This window comes from Veillonella criceti (assembly GCF_900460315.1).
Taxonomy (GTDB): domain Bacteria; phylum Bacillota; class Negativicutes; order Veillonellales; family Veillonellaceae; genus Veillonella_A; species Veillonella_A criceti.
In genome coordinates, this window is sequence record NZ_UHIO01000001.1 from 992,642 (window position 1) to 1,008,501 (window position 15,860).

Here is a 15,860-nt window from a genome sequence, read left to right on the forward strand (position 1 = left end):
TAAAGTATGTTTTTTGAACTCTTCTCCCTTATACCGTTTCCATAGATAATTTACGATACGCATAAAAAGCACCTTGTTTAGCCATAAGTTCATCATAGGAACCATCTTCAATAATCTGACCTGCTTCTAAAAATAAAATACGATCCATCTGTTCCAGACCCGCTAAATGGTGCGTAATATAAAGTACCGTTTTCCCTTGCATCAATGAATATAACGACGTCTGCAATTCCTGACGTACCACTTGATCAAGCCCTTCTAGCGGTTCGTCCAATAATAAAACGGGGCTATTCCGAAGCCACAAACGGGCTAAGGCAAGTCGCTGTCGTTGACCCCCACTAACACCAGCGCCACCACTGCCAATGATTGTTTTAATACCTTGCGGTAAAGTTTTAACCCAATCAGTAAGGGCCGCAAACTGTAAAGCCGCTGTCAGTTCTTCTGCTGTTGCCGTTGGCTTTGCTAAGCGAATATTATCTTCTACGGTCGCGTGGAATAAATACGTGTCCTGTGTTAAAGCACCATAGTATTCACGAGCTTTTGCTATGGGTAATTGACGCAATTCATAGTCATTCAAATAAATATGGCCTTCATAATCATAAAATCGTTCTAACATGGTAAGCAAAGTGGTTTTACCTGAACCACTAGGCCCAACAATAGCCACTTTTTCGCCTGCTTTAATCTGTAATGACATATGCTGATACACATACGCTCTATCATAAGCAAAACTTACATCATCTAAGCGAATCCCTACTGGCCCTACTGCGCTAACACTAGTGTCATCAATTTTCTGATTATTATCCTGAGTATTAGTTACCGATTCAACGACAGCTGGTTTTTGTTCTGCCAGCTGGACTAATCGTTTCATAGCCGCCAAACTTTCACGCCCATGATACCAAGCAATCGTTAAAGGACCTAACGCTTCAAAATATGACTGTAAGGATATGGCAACAACAGCAATAAAAATCCCCGCCTGTTGGCTACCATGGGCCAAAGGAATCATAATAATGGCCCCTGCTACCATGGTCAATTGTGTCAGCCCAAGGAATAAGGTATCACCCAAATTAGTACCACTGTGCACTCGACTTTGCGCTTTTGTCAATGCATCGAATTGCCCTTCTACTAATTCAGTAACTCGCTGTTCTTGTTTATATGTAATAATATCCATAATACCAGCTAAACTTTCCACAATAGTATCCTTAATAGTACTCCGTGAAACTAAAACAGCTTCAGTGGCCACTTGATTATGTTTAAACACTAAAAAGGGAATGCCTACAGCGCCCAATACAAAGGCTACACCTAATAACCATAGCAATGAATAACTAAAGAAGCTAAGGAAGTACAAGCCTATACCTGTAAGTAATATAGCGCCTACAGGCGGTATAATAACACGCAAATAGAAAAATTGTAATGTTTCAATATCTGCCATAATACGGCCCAAAATGTCCCCCGAACCAAGACGGTGTAAAGCGGCCGGCATGAGGGGCTCTAGTTTTTGGTAAAACCAAACCCGTAGGCCGTAAAGCCCTTGAAAGGCCATATGATGCGATACATACCGTTCTGCATAACGACAAACAGCCCTGCTAATCCCAAAGAAACGCACCCCAACAATGGATAAACTTAGCGCAGCAAGTTCAGGCCGTAATGCAGCTGACGTAATTAACCACGCTGACGTAGTCAATAAGCCCACATTCATGAAAACAGTTAAAAATGAAAGTAACAAACTTAACCATAAAGAATTGCGTGCAGGCCCTAATACAGCAAACAAGCGTCGCAACGAATCCCAAGCAGAAGTAGTATCCGCCAAAATCTGTTGAGATTGTTGAGATTGTTGGGTTCCCTTAGAACCAAGAGAATTCCTATTCTTCGTTACATCACTCACTACCTGCGCTTCACCGGTTTTATCGTCTATTGGCACCACTGTATCTATATGTTCTGTGTACTCTATGTACTCTGTAGGGTCTGCCTCTTCGCCAAGCGGCTCACCAAGACCAGCTCGCACTAATTCACTAAAATAGCCTTTCTTTTGAACCAATGATTCAAAAGAGCCCGCTTCAACTAAGTGTCCTTCTTTCAATACTAATAAAGTATCTGCCCAACGCATCGTTTGTACCCGATGTCCGATGAGCAATACAATTTTATCTTGCATTAACCGTTGCAGAGCAGTGGCTAAACTTCGTTCCGTTGCTACATCCAAATGAGCCGTTATTTCATCGAGTACTAAAATAGGAGATTGCTTTAAAAAGGCACGCGCAATCGCTATACGTTGGCGTTGTCCTCCAGAAAGGCCTAAGCCCCCTTCACCAATAATTGTATCCAGTCCTTGTGGTAACGAATTTACAAACGCCTCTGCCTCAGCGGCTACTACAGCATTATGCAAGTCTTCTTCTGAAACGACTTGGCCAAATACAATATTGTCTCGTAAAGTACCACGGAATAAATGAGGTTGTTGTGGTACAAAGGTAACAGCATCTCGCCAAGCCTCACTATCTAGCGCCAAGATATTCGTATCATCAACTAATATCTTTCCTTTAGTTGGCTCCATAAGACGCAATAATAAATGAGCTAATGTACTCTTGCCAGCGCCACTACCACCTACAAGCATTGTTACTTCACCACGACGTAAGGTAAAATTAATATCTTCTACGGCCCAAACAGTATTTGGCGCTTGTCCATACGCATAGGATACCTCTTGAAAGACCACCTGTTCTATATGCGTGGCTGGATTTAACACGCCTGTAGGAGGTTCCTCAATGGGAATGGCTAAGAAATCATCAATTTTAGCTAAACTCACCTGCCCAGCCATACCTGTATGGAAAGCCGCGCCTAATTGACGTAATGGCGCATAAAACTCAGGTGCTAACAAAAGTACAAAAAAAGCGGGAAGAAACGTTTCATGACCATATAATAAGGCCATCCCCATATATACAGCAATGAGCGCTGTACTAATAGTACTCACTAATTCAAGAACTAAGGCCGATAAAAAAGCAACCCGAAGCACTCGCAAAGTAGAATCCCTAAATTCAGCGGATAAACGAGCAATGACCTCCACTTGTTCCTCAGAACGACCAAATAATTTCAATGTAGCAATACCTTGTAATACGTCGAGAAAGTGGCCACTTAAAAAACTCATACGTTCCCATTGTTCTTTATTCATGGATTCTGCTTTTTTACCAATCAAAATCATAAAGAACGGAATCAATGGAAATGTAATTAACAAGATAATCGCTACCCATGGTGCAGCATCAATAATAGCAATAGCCATCACCAACGGAATCATCATAGCATACAGCATTTGTGGCACGTAGCGCGCAATATAAGCCTCTACACTTTCTAAACCATCTGTCATCAAATGGACTACATCACCATGACGTTCGCCAGTAAAAGGTCCTAATTTTAATAAATGATGCCAAATTTTCTCGCGCAAATCCTGCTTAGCTAATACAGCTAACCGTCCAGCCGTTCGTTCTTGACAATACGTAGCTATCATACGCACAGCAATAGAAAGTAATAGGCAACTTATCGTGCCCCATACAGCCGTCAATGGTTGCCCTTCAAAAAATGTTTTTTCAATCAATACAGCAAAGAACCAGGCTTGCCCTACAATGCCAAACGTGCCTAGCAAACTAAAAATCCCTAACCCTATAGCCTTTCCCTTAAACCGAAGTAACTCTTCACGAGCGGTTTTGACTATCACAAAAGCCTCCTATTATAAAAAAGGAAATGCACATTTTACAATGTGCATTTCCCAACCATTACTAACTACTAAGTAGCCATCACATTAGCTCTTAATCGCCCCAAAGCACAAAGCCATCATCATTTTCATCAGGAATTTCAACTTTTTCAGGTAATGTTTTAGTGATGACATCCCCCGTTGTTGCATCAATCAATACATCCTGCTCAACAAGGCCCATTTTTTCATCCGTATGGTAAATGGTAACTTCATATTTTACCTTACCTTCTTCAGCTTCTAATTCCCAGCCTTTACTAATAGCATCGCCACCAATGTTAGCTACAGCTACCGCTTCTGCTTTCTTAGGTTCAATCACATTTAATGGATTAAAAACTTTACTTGGAATATCTTTTTCCTTACCATCAATTTCTTCTTTTAAAATCTTAGACGTAATAACATCTACAGAAATCTTATATGTATTTTTCAACGTGTAGCCTGTTACTTCATACGCAAAACGGCCACGATCTGGTTTCAACGTAATGGAGTGAACTGCAGAATTAGGATATTTCGCCAAAAAGATACCAGCTACCTGACGCATGGACAAAACCATAGACTGATTAGGTCCTTCAATTGTTAACGTTGGATTTACGTCTGCTGCTACAGCAACTTGTGGTACCGCCACAGCTGCTACGCCTACAGCAAATGCACAAGCTAGTACACTAGCGAATGATTTCTTTTTCATATAATAACCTCCTGGATATGTGCATACTTCATTATTCTCTAAGTATACCATAGAGTTTTATGAAAACTCAATTTTAAATATAAGTTTCATTACTATCTGGCTTATGTTCAAGTCGTTTATCTACGTCTTCTTTAATCAATTTATAAATAGTCGCAGCCAATGGCACACTCAATAAAATCCCGGGTACCCCATACAACGTACCACCAATCGTAATCGCCGCAAACACCCAAATACCGGGCAATCCTACAGAACTGCCTACAATACGAGGATAGATAACATTCCCTTCAATTTGCTGCATAACAACAAGAATAATAAGGAAAATAAGCGCATCCATCATGTTAACAGATAAAAGCATAATAAGACCCATTAATCCGCCGATATACGCCCCTAACAGAGGAACTAAAGCGGTTAAACCAATTACGCAACCAATGGTCATTGCATACGGTACTGAAAAGCACCATAAACCAACACCCACCATAAGACCCAAAATTAAAGCATCTAAAAATTGCCCAATGAAAAAGCTACTAAACACCTGACTTGCTACACGCCATACATGAACAAACCCTTTAATACGATGTTCTTTGCCATAAGCCCGTGAAACGCGCCCCAATTGACGACGTAACACTTCTTTATCCAATAACACATAAATAGCGAAAATAAGGCCAATCACAAAGTTGAAGACCATTTCCACCGTATCACTCATAGTCTTCATTATATAACGACCGCTATCAGCCCCTACTTGGCGTAATTGTTCAACTACATTTTCCGTAGAAATAGAATTCATAACGCCAGATGTTGAAATATAGGGTGTATTGTTAATAAATTGATCTACCCATTTAGATGACTCATCATATAAGCCTGGTAAAGCCTGTACAATAATTCCTAGCGAATGAACTAATTGTGGTATCGCCATACGCCCCACTAGGAAAATAGCTAATAAGACGGTTAAAATCGCCAATACTACACAAACAGGCCGACGAGTAGTATGTTGCCAACCACTTACTTTAGTTGGGAAATAAATGCGTTCAAAACATTTCACAATAATATTTAAAATAAATGCAATTAAAATCCCCCAAATGAGTGGCATCACAGCATCCATTCCCATTCGAAAAGTTTCTAACACTGAGTCAAATTTAATCGTAAATAGAAATACTAAGCCTCCCAAAAGGATTAGACTAATAATCGATTTATACTCTTTAAAAAAACTCATTTTTCTCGTTCCTTACATAGTATATTTTAGTGTTCAAATTAAGCAAATAGGGCTTGTAAACGTTCTTCATCTAATAAGGTACCTACTGTAAATGGTCCAAAAAGGCCAAAGCGTGCACTTACTTCATCAAAACGCATTTCATTAACAATCTTCTTAAATTGAACGGCATCATCTGACATAAGAGTAATGCCCCATTCCCAATCATCAAGGCCACAAGCACCTGTAGTAAACTCTTTAATCGTTTCTTCGTACTTTTTACCAATTTGACCATGAGAACGCATCATACGGCCCCGTTCTGCTCGATCTGTCATATACCAATTGTCTTCTAAATTACGGCGTTTACTCATTGGATAGAAGCACATATATTTTAAACGAGGAATATGAGGATATAAACGAGCTTGTACTTTAGGATGATTAATATCCGTCTTCATATAATTACTTACTTCAATAACCGATACGAAGGAAGCCGTTGGCTCTAATACCGCACCGATCGCCAATTTACGAAGTTCAATTTCTTTAGCGGTTACCTCTTCCAACGTTGGTTGCAAGAACCAAATTAAAATATCACCTTTACCACCAGCCACATTATATAAGGCATAGCTCGAAGTTTCTGCTTGATGACCAGCTTCTAACTTGGCAATAAATGCTTTAAATTCTGCTAATGCTTTAATTTGACGTTCTGTATCCCAAGCTTGCCATTTTTCAAAATTAATTTTGTAGGTCGCATGAATACTAAACCAACCCTCATAGGTTAAAATCGCTTTTTCATCAATACTTGCTGCTTCACCATGACCAACATGACCAGCCTGTCCCATATGTTGTTCGCTCATCATAATTCCTCCTTTAAAATATATTAAAACTTAACGTTCATTCACCATATGTTGCACTAATTCATGCGCTTGGCGCACACCATCAGGCATGCCTACACCATCAAAAGGCGTGCCAATCATATGAAGTCCAGGATATGCTTTAGCCGCATAATCTCTTAAACGGCCAATCAAATCGCGATGTCCCACTTTATATTGTGGCATGCTCTTATTAAGACGCGTTAACTCTACCCAAATTGGCGTAGCCGTAAATTTCATAATACGCTGAATTTCACGAATCGCCAAGGCTTTAAGTTCATCTTCATTAAAGCGTTGCACCGTATCATCACCGGGCTTACCCATGAATACTCGAAGCACCACTTTATCTTGCGGTGTAGTTTGAGGCCATTTAGCTGTAATATATGTACAAGCTGTCAATGGCGTTTCACTCTTGCGGGTAATTACAAACCCGGTCCCATCTAAAGATGCATCAAAGTTAGCTCGATCAAAAGCCATGACCGCAATCGCACAAGAAGATAAGTCCATATTCATAAGTTCACTAAATTTTTTATCTTCACTAAACCACGCCTGATAGCTTTGTGGCGGGGTTGTAATAATTACCTCATTATATGGACTCTTAACAGTACCACCCAGTACATACCCCTGTTTTGTTTTTTCAATTGATGTAACGGGCGTACTCTTATGAAGCGTCACATTAGCAGGCATTTGACCAACCAACGCATCAATAATAGATTCTAATCCGCCAGTTAACTGCCGAAATTGACCGCTTGGCTTAATGTGACTACTAGCCCGCTGTTTACGAGCCGCCAACATTCCTTTGACCATATTGCCATGTTTCCGTTCTAAGCTGTGGAATTCTGGGAACGTCGCATCTAAGCTTAATTCATAAATATCGCCACCATAAATCCCTGATAGTAGTGGCTCAATCAATTTGTCCATCATTTCTTGTCCCAGGTGATATTTGAAAAAGTCACCAATCGACACATCACCCTCAGTCGGATAGGGACTTTTGAAATAATCTTGCATAGCCCGAATTTTGCCAGGCCAAGATAGCAAAGTAGATTTTGCAAATGGCACAAACTCTGTAGGAATCCCTACGATAGCCCCACCTGGTAAAGGATACATAGCACCACGATCATAAATAAAAGCCTGACCCGTTGCATTAGTTACAATGGTGTCTCCTAAGCCTAATTCATTAATTAAATCTGTCATGGACTGTTTGCGAGCTAAGTACGAATCTGGTCCTACTTCTACCACATAGCCATCGACACGTTTAGTCTTTATTTTTCCACCAAATCGATTTTCTTGTTCAAATACATCAATTTGCCAATCCGGTTTCGCTTGACTTAAATAGTAGGCTGCTGTAAGCCCCGTCAAGCCACCACCAATCACAGCTATTCGACTCATTCTGTCACCTCGTCTTTTATTGGCACTCGCCGTACTGCCTGTGCCATAGCTTTTACAAATGTTTCATCTGTATTTGGCATCGGTACACGCTCATACATTACCTGTAATTCATCACAAAGTGCTTTACACGCTATATCATTATCATACAAAATTTCTAAGTGATCACATACAAAGCCTATGGGAACATATACAATAGCCTCTACTGAATTTGCCACTTGACGGGTTACTTCCGCCACATCAGGAGTCAGCCAGTCCCCTCGAACGCCAGCACTTTGCCAAGCCATGGAATACTGCGTAAGTCCCACTTGCTCCGCAATATGATGAGCCGTTGCTTCTACAACTTGCGGATAGGTATCCCCCATATGAATTACATGATACGGCAAACTATGCGCTGTAAAAATTACACCGACTTGCTTATCTTTCACCACGTCTAATGTCTCTTGAAGCGCTTTACACCAATAAGCCAAAAATTCTGGCTCCTCATTCCATGCGGTTACTTCGCTAATCATGAGACCATACCGGGCTGCACGGCGCTTAGCCCGTTCAAAATACGAAGCCGTAGCAAACATTGAAAAATAAGGGGCCATTACAATGGCCACTGCTTCGGTTATCCCCGCTTCATGCATAGAGGATACTGCATCTTCAATGAACGGGGCCATATGTTTATGGCCCACAAATAATTCATATTCTATATCGTTACTAGACTCATTAAGCTGTTTTACTAATCGTTCAGCCTGTCCCCTTGTAATATCAGCTAATGGTGACAATCCCCCAATCGCCTCATAACGCCGTTTTAAAACGGCTACTTCTTCCTCAGTCGGTGCATATCCACGGCGAATGCTCGTATAATAAGGCATTAAATCTGCCTCTTTTTCAGGCGTACCATACGCCATTACTAATAAACCAATCTTTTGTTTCATTTAGTCCTCGCTAGCAACTCGTTACTTCATGTACATACGTTACAATCCGCTTGAGTACCTCCGGATTAGCTTCTGGTACCACGCCATGGCCAAGATTAAAAATATGCTTGCCATGAACCGCCCCTGCCGCTAATATGCGGTCAATTTCTTTTTGAATCGTTGACCAATCGGCAAATAAATACGCTGGATCTAAATTCCCTTGAACCGCTTGCGTAATGCCCATAGCTTTTGCATCTTCAATCGGGCAACGCCAATCAAGACCAATCACATCAAGTGGTAAGGTGCGCCATAATGGCAATAGATGATACGTACCTACCCCAAACATAGTAATCGGCGTCGTTGGATATTTTGCCTTCAAAGATGTAATCAATTCCTTCATAAATGGGTAAATCCGCGTTTCATACTCGCGAGCGCTCACCGCACCTACCCAAGAATCAAAAATCTGAATAGCACCAGCGCCTGCTTCAATTTGAGCACCTAAGTAGACAATACTCATGGCGGTCAACTTAACCATTAGCGCATCCCATAAATCAGGACGGGCCACTAACATTTGTCGCGTTTTTTGATACGTTTTAGAAGGCCCCCCCTCTAGCATATAACTAGCTAACGTAAAGGGAGCGCCACCAAACCCAATGAGTGGCACTTCAAGTTGCTCTTGTGTCAATATGCGAATGGTTTCAATTACATGAGGTAAAGATTCTGCCATATCAAGTGCACGTAGGGCCGCAATATCCTCAGCAGTACGAATTGGATTACCAATAACTGGTCCAATCCCCGGTTTTAACTCTACATCAACACCGATAGGGACTAATGGCGTCATAATATCTTTATATAAAATAGCAGCATCTACATTATATTCTTCTACCGGTAAACGTGTGATGTAGGCACACAATTCCGGCTGTTGTGTAATCTCGAACAAGGAATATTTTTCCTTAATACGGCGATATTCTGCTTGACTGCGACCAGCTTGTCGCATAAACCATACAGGGCAATGAGTTGTTTTTTCCCCGCGGATTGTTTGTAAATATGTCATATTCATGAGATAGTCTTCTTTCTCCTAGTCTAGGTATATACTTAATCTTACCATTTCTGGTGACAAATGAAAACTTTTTTCCATGAATTTCACGAATTTAGGTAAATATTTCATTTATAACATAAAAGAGGCCATATAGTGTTGCAACACTATACGACCTCTTTTGTGACTAATGTTCTATTGTCTGCCAACTGTCAGTTCCTGCTACCGCCGTGCAAATGCACTGTCCACGCTATACCGACCAGGACCAGCAATAAAAAGCATAATAGACCCAAACATCATTTGAGATGGGTAATCCCACTTAAAGAAACCGCCACCTAAGGCTGCATACGTAGCAATTAATAATGTAAAAGCCACAAGCAAAGCACCTAAACGAGTTAAAAAACCTAAAATAATTAAGAAACCACCTAATAATTCTGCGGCGGCAGCAGCCATACCTAATAATAAAAAGCCATCAGGAATACCGAACTGAGCCATAGTATGACCAATATTGTATAAAGTTTGTTCACCTGCCGCAAATTTAAAATAGCCATGAGCCATCATAGATAGACCAAATACAATACGATAAAACAATAAGCCTAAATCTTGATAGCGAAATAAATTATGAAATAAAAAATTCATATAATTGTTTCAAACTCCTCTATTATGTTCCAACTCATCTACCGTACTATTATTTGATGACTTTGGCAAAGCCGTTGACTAATGGCCATAAAGTATCATCATCAGCACTGTTTAAAGCAATAATACGAGCAGATGGTCCAAAATATATATTATCATACAATACTATATGTAATGTTTCAGAATAAATCACATTACCGACAGGATTATCAAAACGCAAAGTCCCTGTATAGGTGCCATTCTTTTGAACCGTTAATGGCTCTACCACACGATATGCCTGTATTGTATTCATACTACCTGCATTAATAAGGGCCGCCAACTCTGGCAATGAAGAATCTGTTTGTTGTTTCTTTTTCAAAGAAATCACTGGCATTTTACCTTCAATTCCCAAATTACGTAAGCCCTGTTCCCCAAATCGTACATCAGCTACCAACCCATAGGAGAACACATTATCTACTTTATAACGCAATTGATATACATCAGCACTTAATACTCCTTTATCGAGTAAAAATTGCTTAAAATCCTGACTCTCTGTAAATAATGCTTTTTGTGAACCTGCCAACAAGGTTACATTATTGGGCACTTTAATATCTTTAATCGCTACCGTAGCTGGGGTAGCTGCATTAGCAAAACTAGTTACACTAACCGTTAGCGCCAACGCCAGCGTGGCACACCAAGTGGTTGCTTTCATGGACAACTCCTCTTTTAATATCTACTGTCTCAAACTTATAAACAAGCTTATAAATTATAAATAAACTGATAAATCATAGTGAGCGCCTACCTAAGTAGACGCTACACTCATTAACTATAAAACTACGACTTCAATAAAAATCACTACTTCAATAATAGTATTCAATCATACGGTATTCATCAATAGTATTAGCCTTTTTTCTGTGCTTTTGCCCAGCTATCACGAAGCCCAACAATACGATTCATTACAATATGATCAGCAGTGCTATCCGTATCCGTTACAAAATACCCTTGACGCAAGAATTGGAAATGATCACCTGCTTTAGTCGTTTTAAAGGCCGGTTCCCCTTTGCCATGACAAATTGTCAAAGAATCTGGATTTAACTGTTCTAAGAAATCTTTATCTGCCGTTTCTTCATCATCAGATTTCAACAAGTAATCATACAAACGAATTTCCATGTCTACTGCGGTTGTTGCTTCTACCCAATGGAGTGTCCCTTTTACCTTACGCTGGCAACCACTACCACTGCGACTTTCTGGATCATAGGTACAATGAATTTCTTTAATAGAGCCATCTTCATTCTTCACAACTTCATTGCACATAACAATATATGCACCTTTTAAGCGTACTTCTTTACCTGGTGTCATGCGGAAGAATTTCTTAACAGGCACTTCCATGAAATCATCTTGTTCAATGTAAATTTCACGACCAAATGGTACTTCTCGTGTTCCCATAGCTTCATTTTCTGGATTATTTTCGATGGTCACCATTTCAGTCTGACCTTCTGGATAGTTAGTGATGACTACTTTAACTGGTTTAATAACCGCCATCTGACGTGGTGCTTTCATCTTTAAGTCTTCACGAATACAAAATTCAAGAAGCGCAATATCTACCATGCTATCTGCTTTAGCAACACCAATCCGTTGACAGAAATCACGAATAGATTCTGGTGTATACCCACGACGACGCAAACCAGAAATCGTTGGCATACGTGGATCATCCCAACCACTTACTAACTTCTTTTCTACCAATTGACGCAATTTACGTTTACTCATTACCATATTCGTAATATTTAAACGTGCAAATTCAATCTGTTTTGGTTTTTCTTCATCAGGCCATTCTTCCAGTACCCAGTTATATAAAGGACGATGCACTTCAAACTCAAGCGTACATACAGAATGCGTAATCCGCTCAATCGCATCTTCTACTGGATGAGCATAATCATACATAGGATAGATGCACCATTTACTACCGGTACGATGATGATCTGCATGCAAAATACGATACAATACAGGGTCACGCATTACAATATTAGGTGACGCCATATCAATCTTCGCACGCAATACCTTTTCACCATCTTTATATTTACCCTCTTTCATTTCTTCAAAAAGGCGTAAATTCTCTTCTACCGAACGATCACGATAGGGGCTATTAGTACCCGGAGTAGCAAAATCGCCACGTGTATTTTTTATTTCTTCAGGCGTTTGATCATCCACATAGGCCCGCCCTTTTTTAATCAATACTTTCGCGTATTCATACATCTGATCAAAATAATCAGAGGCAAAATATTGACGATCATCCCAATCAAAGCCTAACCATTTTACATCGGCTTCAATAGAATTAACATATTCTACATCTTCTTTTACCGGATTGGTATCGTCAAAACGAAGATTCGTAAGTCCTTTATAACTCTCACCCAAGCCAAAATTTAAGCAAATAGATTTCGCATGGCCAATATGCAAGTAGCCATTTGGTTCTGGTGGGAAACGCGTATGTACTCGCTTGCCATAGGTCCCTTCTTCGTTATCTTTATTAATAATTGCTTCAATAAAATTTACTGTTTCCGTATTTGGAGTTTCCAACAATAACCATCCTCTCTGTGTTGAACTATCGTTTCACGGTTCGTATGATATCTTTTTATTGTATCACAAATCCCCTAACCATGCCACGAATAGCCTAGTCTTCTTTATAATTTACTTCTTTGTTTACACAAGTTTTTAATGGCTTACCCTGTACACCTAATATAATATTATCCGCTGTCAACATGGCCATATCTCGGCGTGTTCGATCAGTAAAAGACGCAATATGAGGCACAACTAAAGCCTTGCCTGTTTTAAGCAATGGATGGTCCGCTGGTAATGGTTCTGGGTCTGTCACGTCTAGTGCCGCATAATCAATTTCACCTTCATTAAGTGCCCATACAAGTGCCTCCGTGTCAACAATTTTGCCACGACCTACATTGACAAAGAGAGCATCTTTTTTCATCTTTTTAAAGGCCTCTTTATCAATCATATGATACGTTTCAGGTGTAAGAGGTGTTACCACTAAGACAACATCACTTTCTGCATACAGCGCATCACGATCACGATATTCTACCATATATAACTTATCATCAGGACGAGGTTTGCGGTTGTTATAAATAACCGTCATACCAAAAGCACGAGCACGGCGTGAAATGGACACACCAATATTCCCTAGGCCAATAATCCCCAAGGTACAACGACTCAAATCTTTACCTTTAATATTGGATGGACGCTGCTCCCATTGACCACTTTTTACAAAATCTGCATTTTCCATAACACGGCGACTAGCAGCCGCCACTAAGGTAAACGCCAATTCAGCCACTGACTCCGTCAATACATCAGGTGTATTACCATAAGGAATCTGGCGAGCCGTTAAATCATCAATCACAACATTATCATAGCCCACCGATGCCTGAGCAATCACTTTCAAATTTGGCGCATCAGCAATTAGATCAGCATCTACGGTAACATTATTAATGCTCCAAAGCGCATCCGCCTCTTTGAGCCATTCCTTCAATATTTCTCGAGGCATTTTGGTCTTTTCCGTCCATTGTTTAATGGTTACATGTTCTCCTAAATAGGCTAAGGCATCTTTACGCACCAAGCCTGGCACTACTACAACAGGTTTACTCATAGTATCAACCTCCTGGTAATTATATATCAAATAAATTTTAATACCTCTTATATATCTTCCCTTCTTTTCATTATATACAATTTACGCCATTAGATAAAATAGAAACATTCAAAAATTAATATATTTTAATCTTTTATTATATCGAATATTTTACACTACCATTTCCTATGAAAAATATATCGAATCAACTCATGTTTTTCCCCATATTCTCGCTACATACCATTAAATAGCTTTATCAATCGAACAATATATGTTATAGTTAATTTATAAATGAATTCAATCAGCAATAGCTTCTTAAACACATATTAAGGAACTATACTGTATAGTTGTCAATTTATAGGTATCTATTTATTTGAAAAGAGGAATTTTCATGGCATATATTGACTCATTAGCTGAATCGGAAGTAACACTACGTGATTTCAAAACAGTATTGAATCGACTCATGACCAATTACGATCCTAATCACCCTATCACAATTACGATAGAAGAATCAGGCAAATCACGTACCTTTTCCTTAGTCCCTAAACGTACTCGTCGTCGTTCTAATGGTGAAGCGTTTACTATCAAAGAAATTCCTTATGATACACTTGAAGAACCAAAAGAACCAGGCACATATATTGCTATCGACACATTTAACATTGCGGAAAATACGCCAATCCCTTTCGTATATGGTCTATATGTAGACTTTGACGGTCTCCGTGATTTACGTTTTTTCAACGATCGTCCAAGTTGTGAAAAGTGGCTAAGCAAAAAAATTAAATTACTGGAAAAATAATAATCACAGGAGGTCCTATGAAAATAGCTACATTTACATCGCCCAGTGGCGTTCGCCAATGGGGTGTCATCGATGATGAAAATCAAACAATTCTAGGCAGTGCTGATTTAGAAGAGGCCTATTATGCCTATTTGCCCGAAACAGTGGAAGAACTTATCAATCTAGGCGACGAAGGCGTTTTACTATTGGCTACCGCCCTTGAAAAACATCGTGAAACTCCAATAGCCCTCCCTTATGCTCTATCCGAGGTACTACTAGAAACACCCTTCACGCCACACCGCAATATCTTCTGTGTAGGCAAAAACTATCGGGAACATATAGCAGAATTCGACAAAACTGGCGGTGAACCAGAGCATCCTATTTTCTTCACTAAATTACCGACTACAGTAACCGGTCCTAATGGTGTCATTCCTTTACATCCCCATGCGACCTCCGAAGTTGATTATGAAGGTGAACTAGCCCTTATTATTGGCAAGCGTGGTTCCAATATTCCAGAAGATAAAGTGTACGACTACATTTTTGGCTATACAATCATCAACGATGTAACAGCACGCGACTTACAGCGCCGTCATAACCAATGGTTCCTCGGCAAAAGCCTCGACGGTTTCTGTCCCATGGGACCTGCTATTTTAATTAGTGACAAACAGCCAAAAGATTTTGAAATTCGCACCTACGTAAATAGCGAACTTCGACAATCTGGCACTACGGAAGATCTTATCTTCTCTATTCCAACCTTAATAAGCACCTTAAGTCGTGGTCTTACCTTAGAACCAGGCGACATTATTGCTACGGGCACACCATCCGGTGTCGGTGTGGGATTCAATCCACCACGCTTCTTGCAAGAAGACGATGAAGTATCCATTACTATCCCTGGCATCGGCACCTTAGCTAATACAGTAAAGATTAATGTACCGCAAACTGAAATAGAAGATTATGAAATAGAATAAGGATTTAAGGTATAAAAAGCCCATTCCCTATTTGCAGCGACCTTTACGAGCTTAACTCGTAGCGAGCAAAAATAGGGAATGGG

Annotated in this window: 13 protein-coding genes; 2 read left to right on the forward strand and 11 right to left on the reverse strand. The window is 39.9% G+C overall.

Annotation, left to right across the window (positions count from 1 at the left end):
- Positions 1-28 precede the first annotated feature (28 nt).
- The 11 genes from cydD to DYE54_RS04580 all read right to left on the reverse strand — a co-directional run bounded on the left by cydD (position 29) and on the right by DYE54_RS04580 (position 14,055).
- A complete protein-coding gene (gene cydD / locus DYE54_RS04530) occupies positions 29-3,694 on the reverse strand; it encodes a thiol reductant ABC exporter subunit CydD (protein ID WP_115310129.1) in 3,666 nt (1,221 codons plus the stop codon).
- Positions 3,695-3,785: 91 nt separating this feature from the next.
- Positions 3,786-4,412 carry a PepSY domain-containing protein gene (locus DYE54_RS04535; protein WP_172460557.1) on the reverse strand — a complete coding sequence of 209 codons (627 nt, stop codon included), beginning with the start codon at positions 4,410-4,412 and terminating at the stop codon, positions 3,786-3,788.
- Positions 4,413-4,485: 73 nt separating this feature from the next.
- Positions 4,486-5,622, reverse strand: coding sequence for an AI-2E family transporter (locus DYE54_RS04540; protein ID WP_115310131.1), 1,137 nt, complete (start codon positions 5,620-5,622; stop codon positions 4,486-4,488).
- A gap of 38 nt (positions 5,623-5,660) precedes the next feature.
- On the reverse strand, positions 5,661-6,455 hold the full coding sequence (gene hemQ, locus DYE54_RS04545; protein ID WP_245935689.1) for a hydrogen peroxide-dependent heme synthase: 795 nt from the start codon (positions 6,453-6,455) through the stop codon (positions 5,661-5,663).
- A 27-nt stretch (positions 6,456-6,482) separates the two neighbouring features.
- Complete coding sequence (gene hemG / locus DYE54_RS04550) at positions 6,483-7,856, reverse strand: protoporphyrinogen oxidase (RefSeq protein ID WP_115310133.1); 1,374 nt, start codon at positions 7,854-7,856, stop codon at positions 6,483-6,485.
- Positions 7,853-8,776: a ferrochelatase gene (gene hemH, locus DYE54_RS04555; protein ID WP_115310134.1), complete on the reverse strand. Its 924-nt coding sequence runs from the start codon at positions 8,774-8,776 to the stop codon at positions 7,853-7,855. Before hemH ends, hemG begins: the two co-directional genes overlap by 4 nt.
- A 10-nt stretch (positions 8,777-8,786) precedes the next feature.
- On the reverse strand, positions 8,787-9,815 hold the full coding sequence (gene hemE, locus DYE54_RS04560; protein WP_115310135.1) for a uroporphyrinogen decarboxylase: 1,029 nt from the start codon (positions 9,813-9,815) through the stop codon (positions 8,787-8,789).
- Positions 9,816-10,013: 198 nt separating this feature from the next.
- Positions 10,014-10,430 carry a DoxX family protein gene (locus DYE54_RS04565; RefSeq protein ID WP_115310136.1) on the reverse strand — a complete coding sequence of 139 codons (417 nt, stop codon included), beginning with the start codon at positions 10,428-10,430 and terminating at the stop codon, positions 10,014-10,016.
- Between the two features lie 49 nt (positions 10,431-10,479).
- A complete protein-coding gene (locus tag DYE54_RS04570; protein ID WP_115310137.1) occupies positions 10,480-11,118 on the reverse strand; it encodes a hypothetical protein in 639 nt (212 codons plus the stop codon).
- Between the two features lie 188 nt (positions 11,119-11,306).
- Positions 11,307-12,980, reverse strand: coding sequence for a glutamine--tRNA ligase/YqeY domain fusion protein (locus DYE54_RS04575; RefSeq protein ID WP_115310138.1), 1,674 nt, complete (start codon positions 12,978-12,980; stop codon positions 11,307-11,309).
- Positions 12,981-13,074: 94 nt separating this feature from the next.
- Positions 13,075-14,055, reverse strand: a complete 981-nt coding sequence (locus tag DYE54_RS04580; RefSeq protein ID WP_115310139.1) for a 2-hydroxyacid dehydrogenase — start codon at positions 14,053-14,055, stop codon at positions 13,075-13,077.
- Between the two features lie 370 nt (positions 14,056-14,425).
- Here DYE54_RS04580 and DYE54_RS04585 point away from each other — a divergent pair, with 370 nt between their 5' ends.
- Positions 14,426-14,830: a hypothetical protein gene (locus DYE54_RS04585; RefSeq protein ID WP_115310140.1), complete on the forward strand. Its 405-nt coding sequence runs from the start codon at positions 14,426-14,428 to the stop codon at positions 14,828-14,830.
- Positions 14,831-14,847: 17 nt separating this feature from the next.
- Entirely contained in the window at positions 14,848-15,777 is a 930-nt protein-coding gene (locus DYE54_RS04590; protein WP_115310141.1) for a fumarylacetoacetate hydrolase family protein, read from the forward strand.
- Positions 15,778-15,860: the final 83 nt, after the last annotated feature.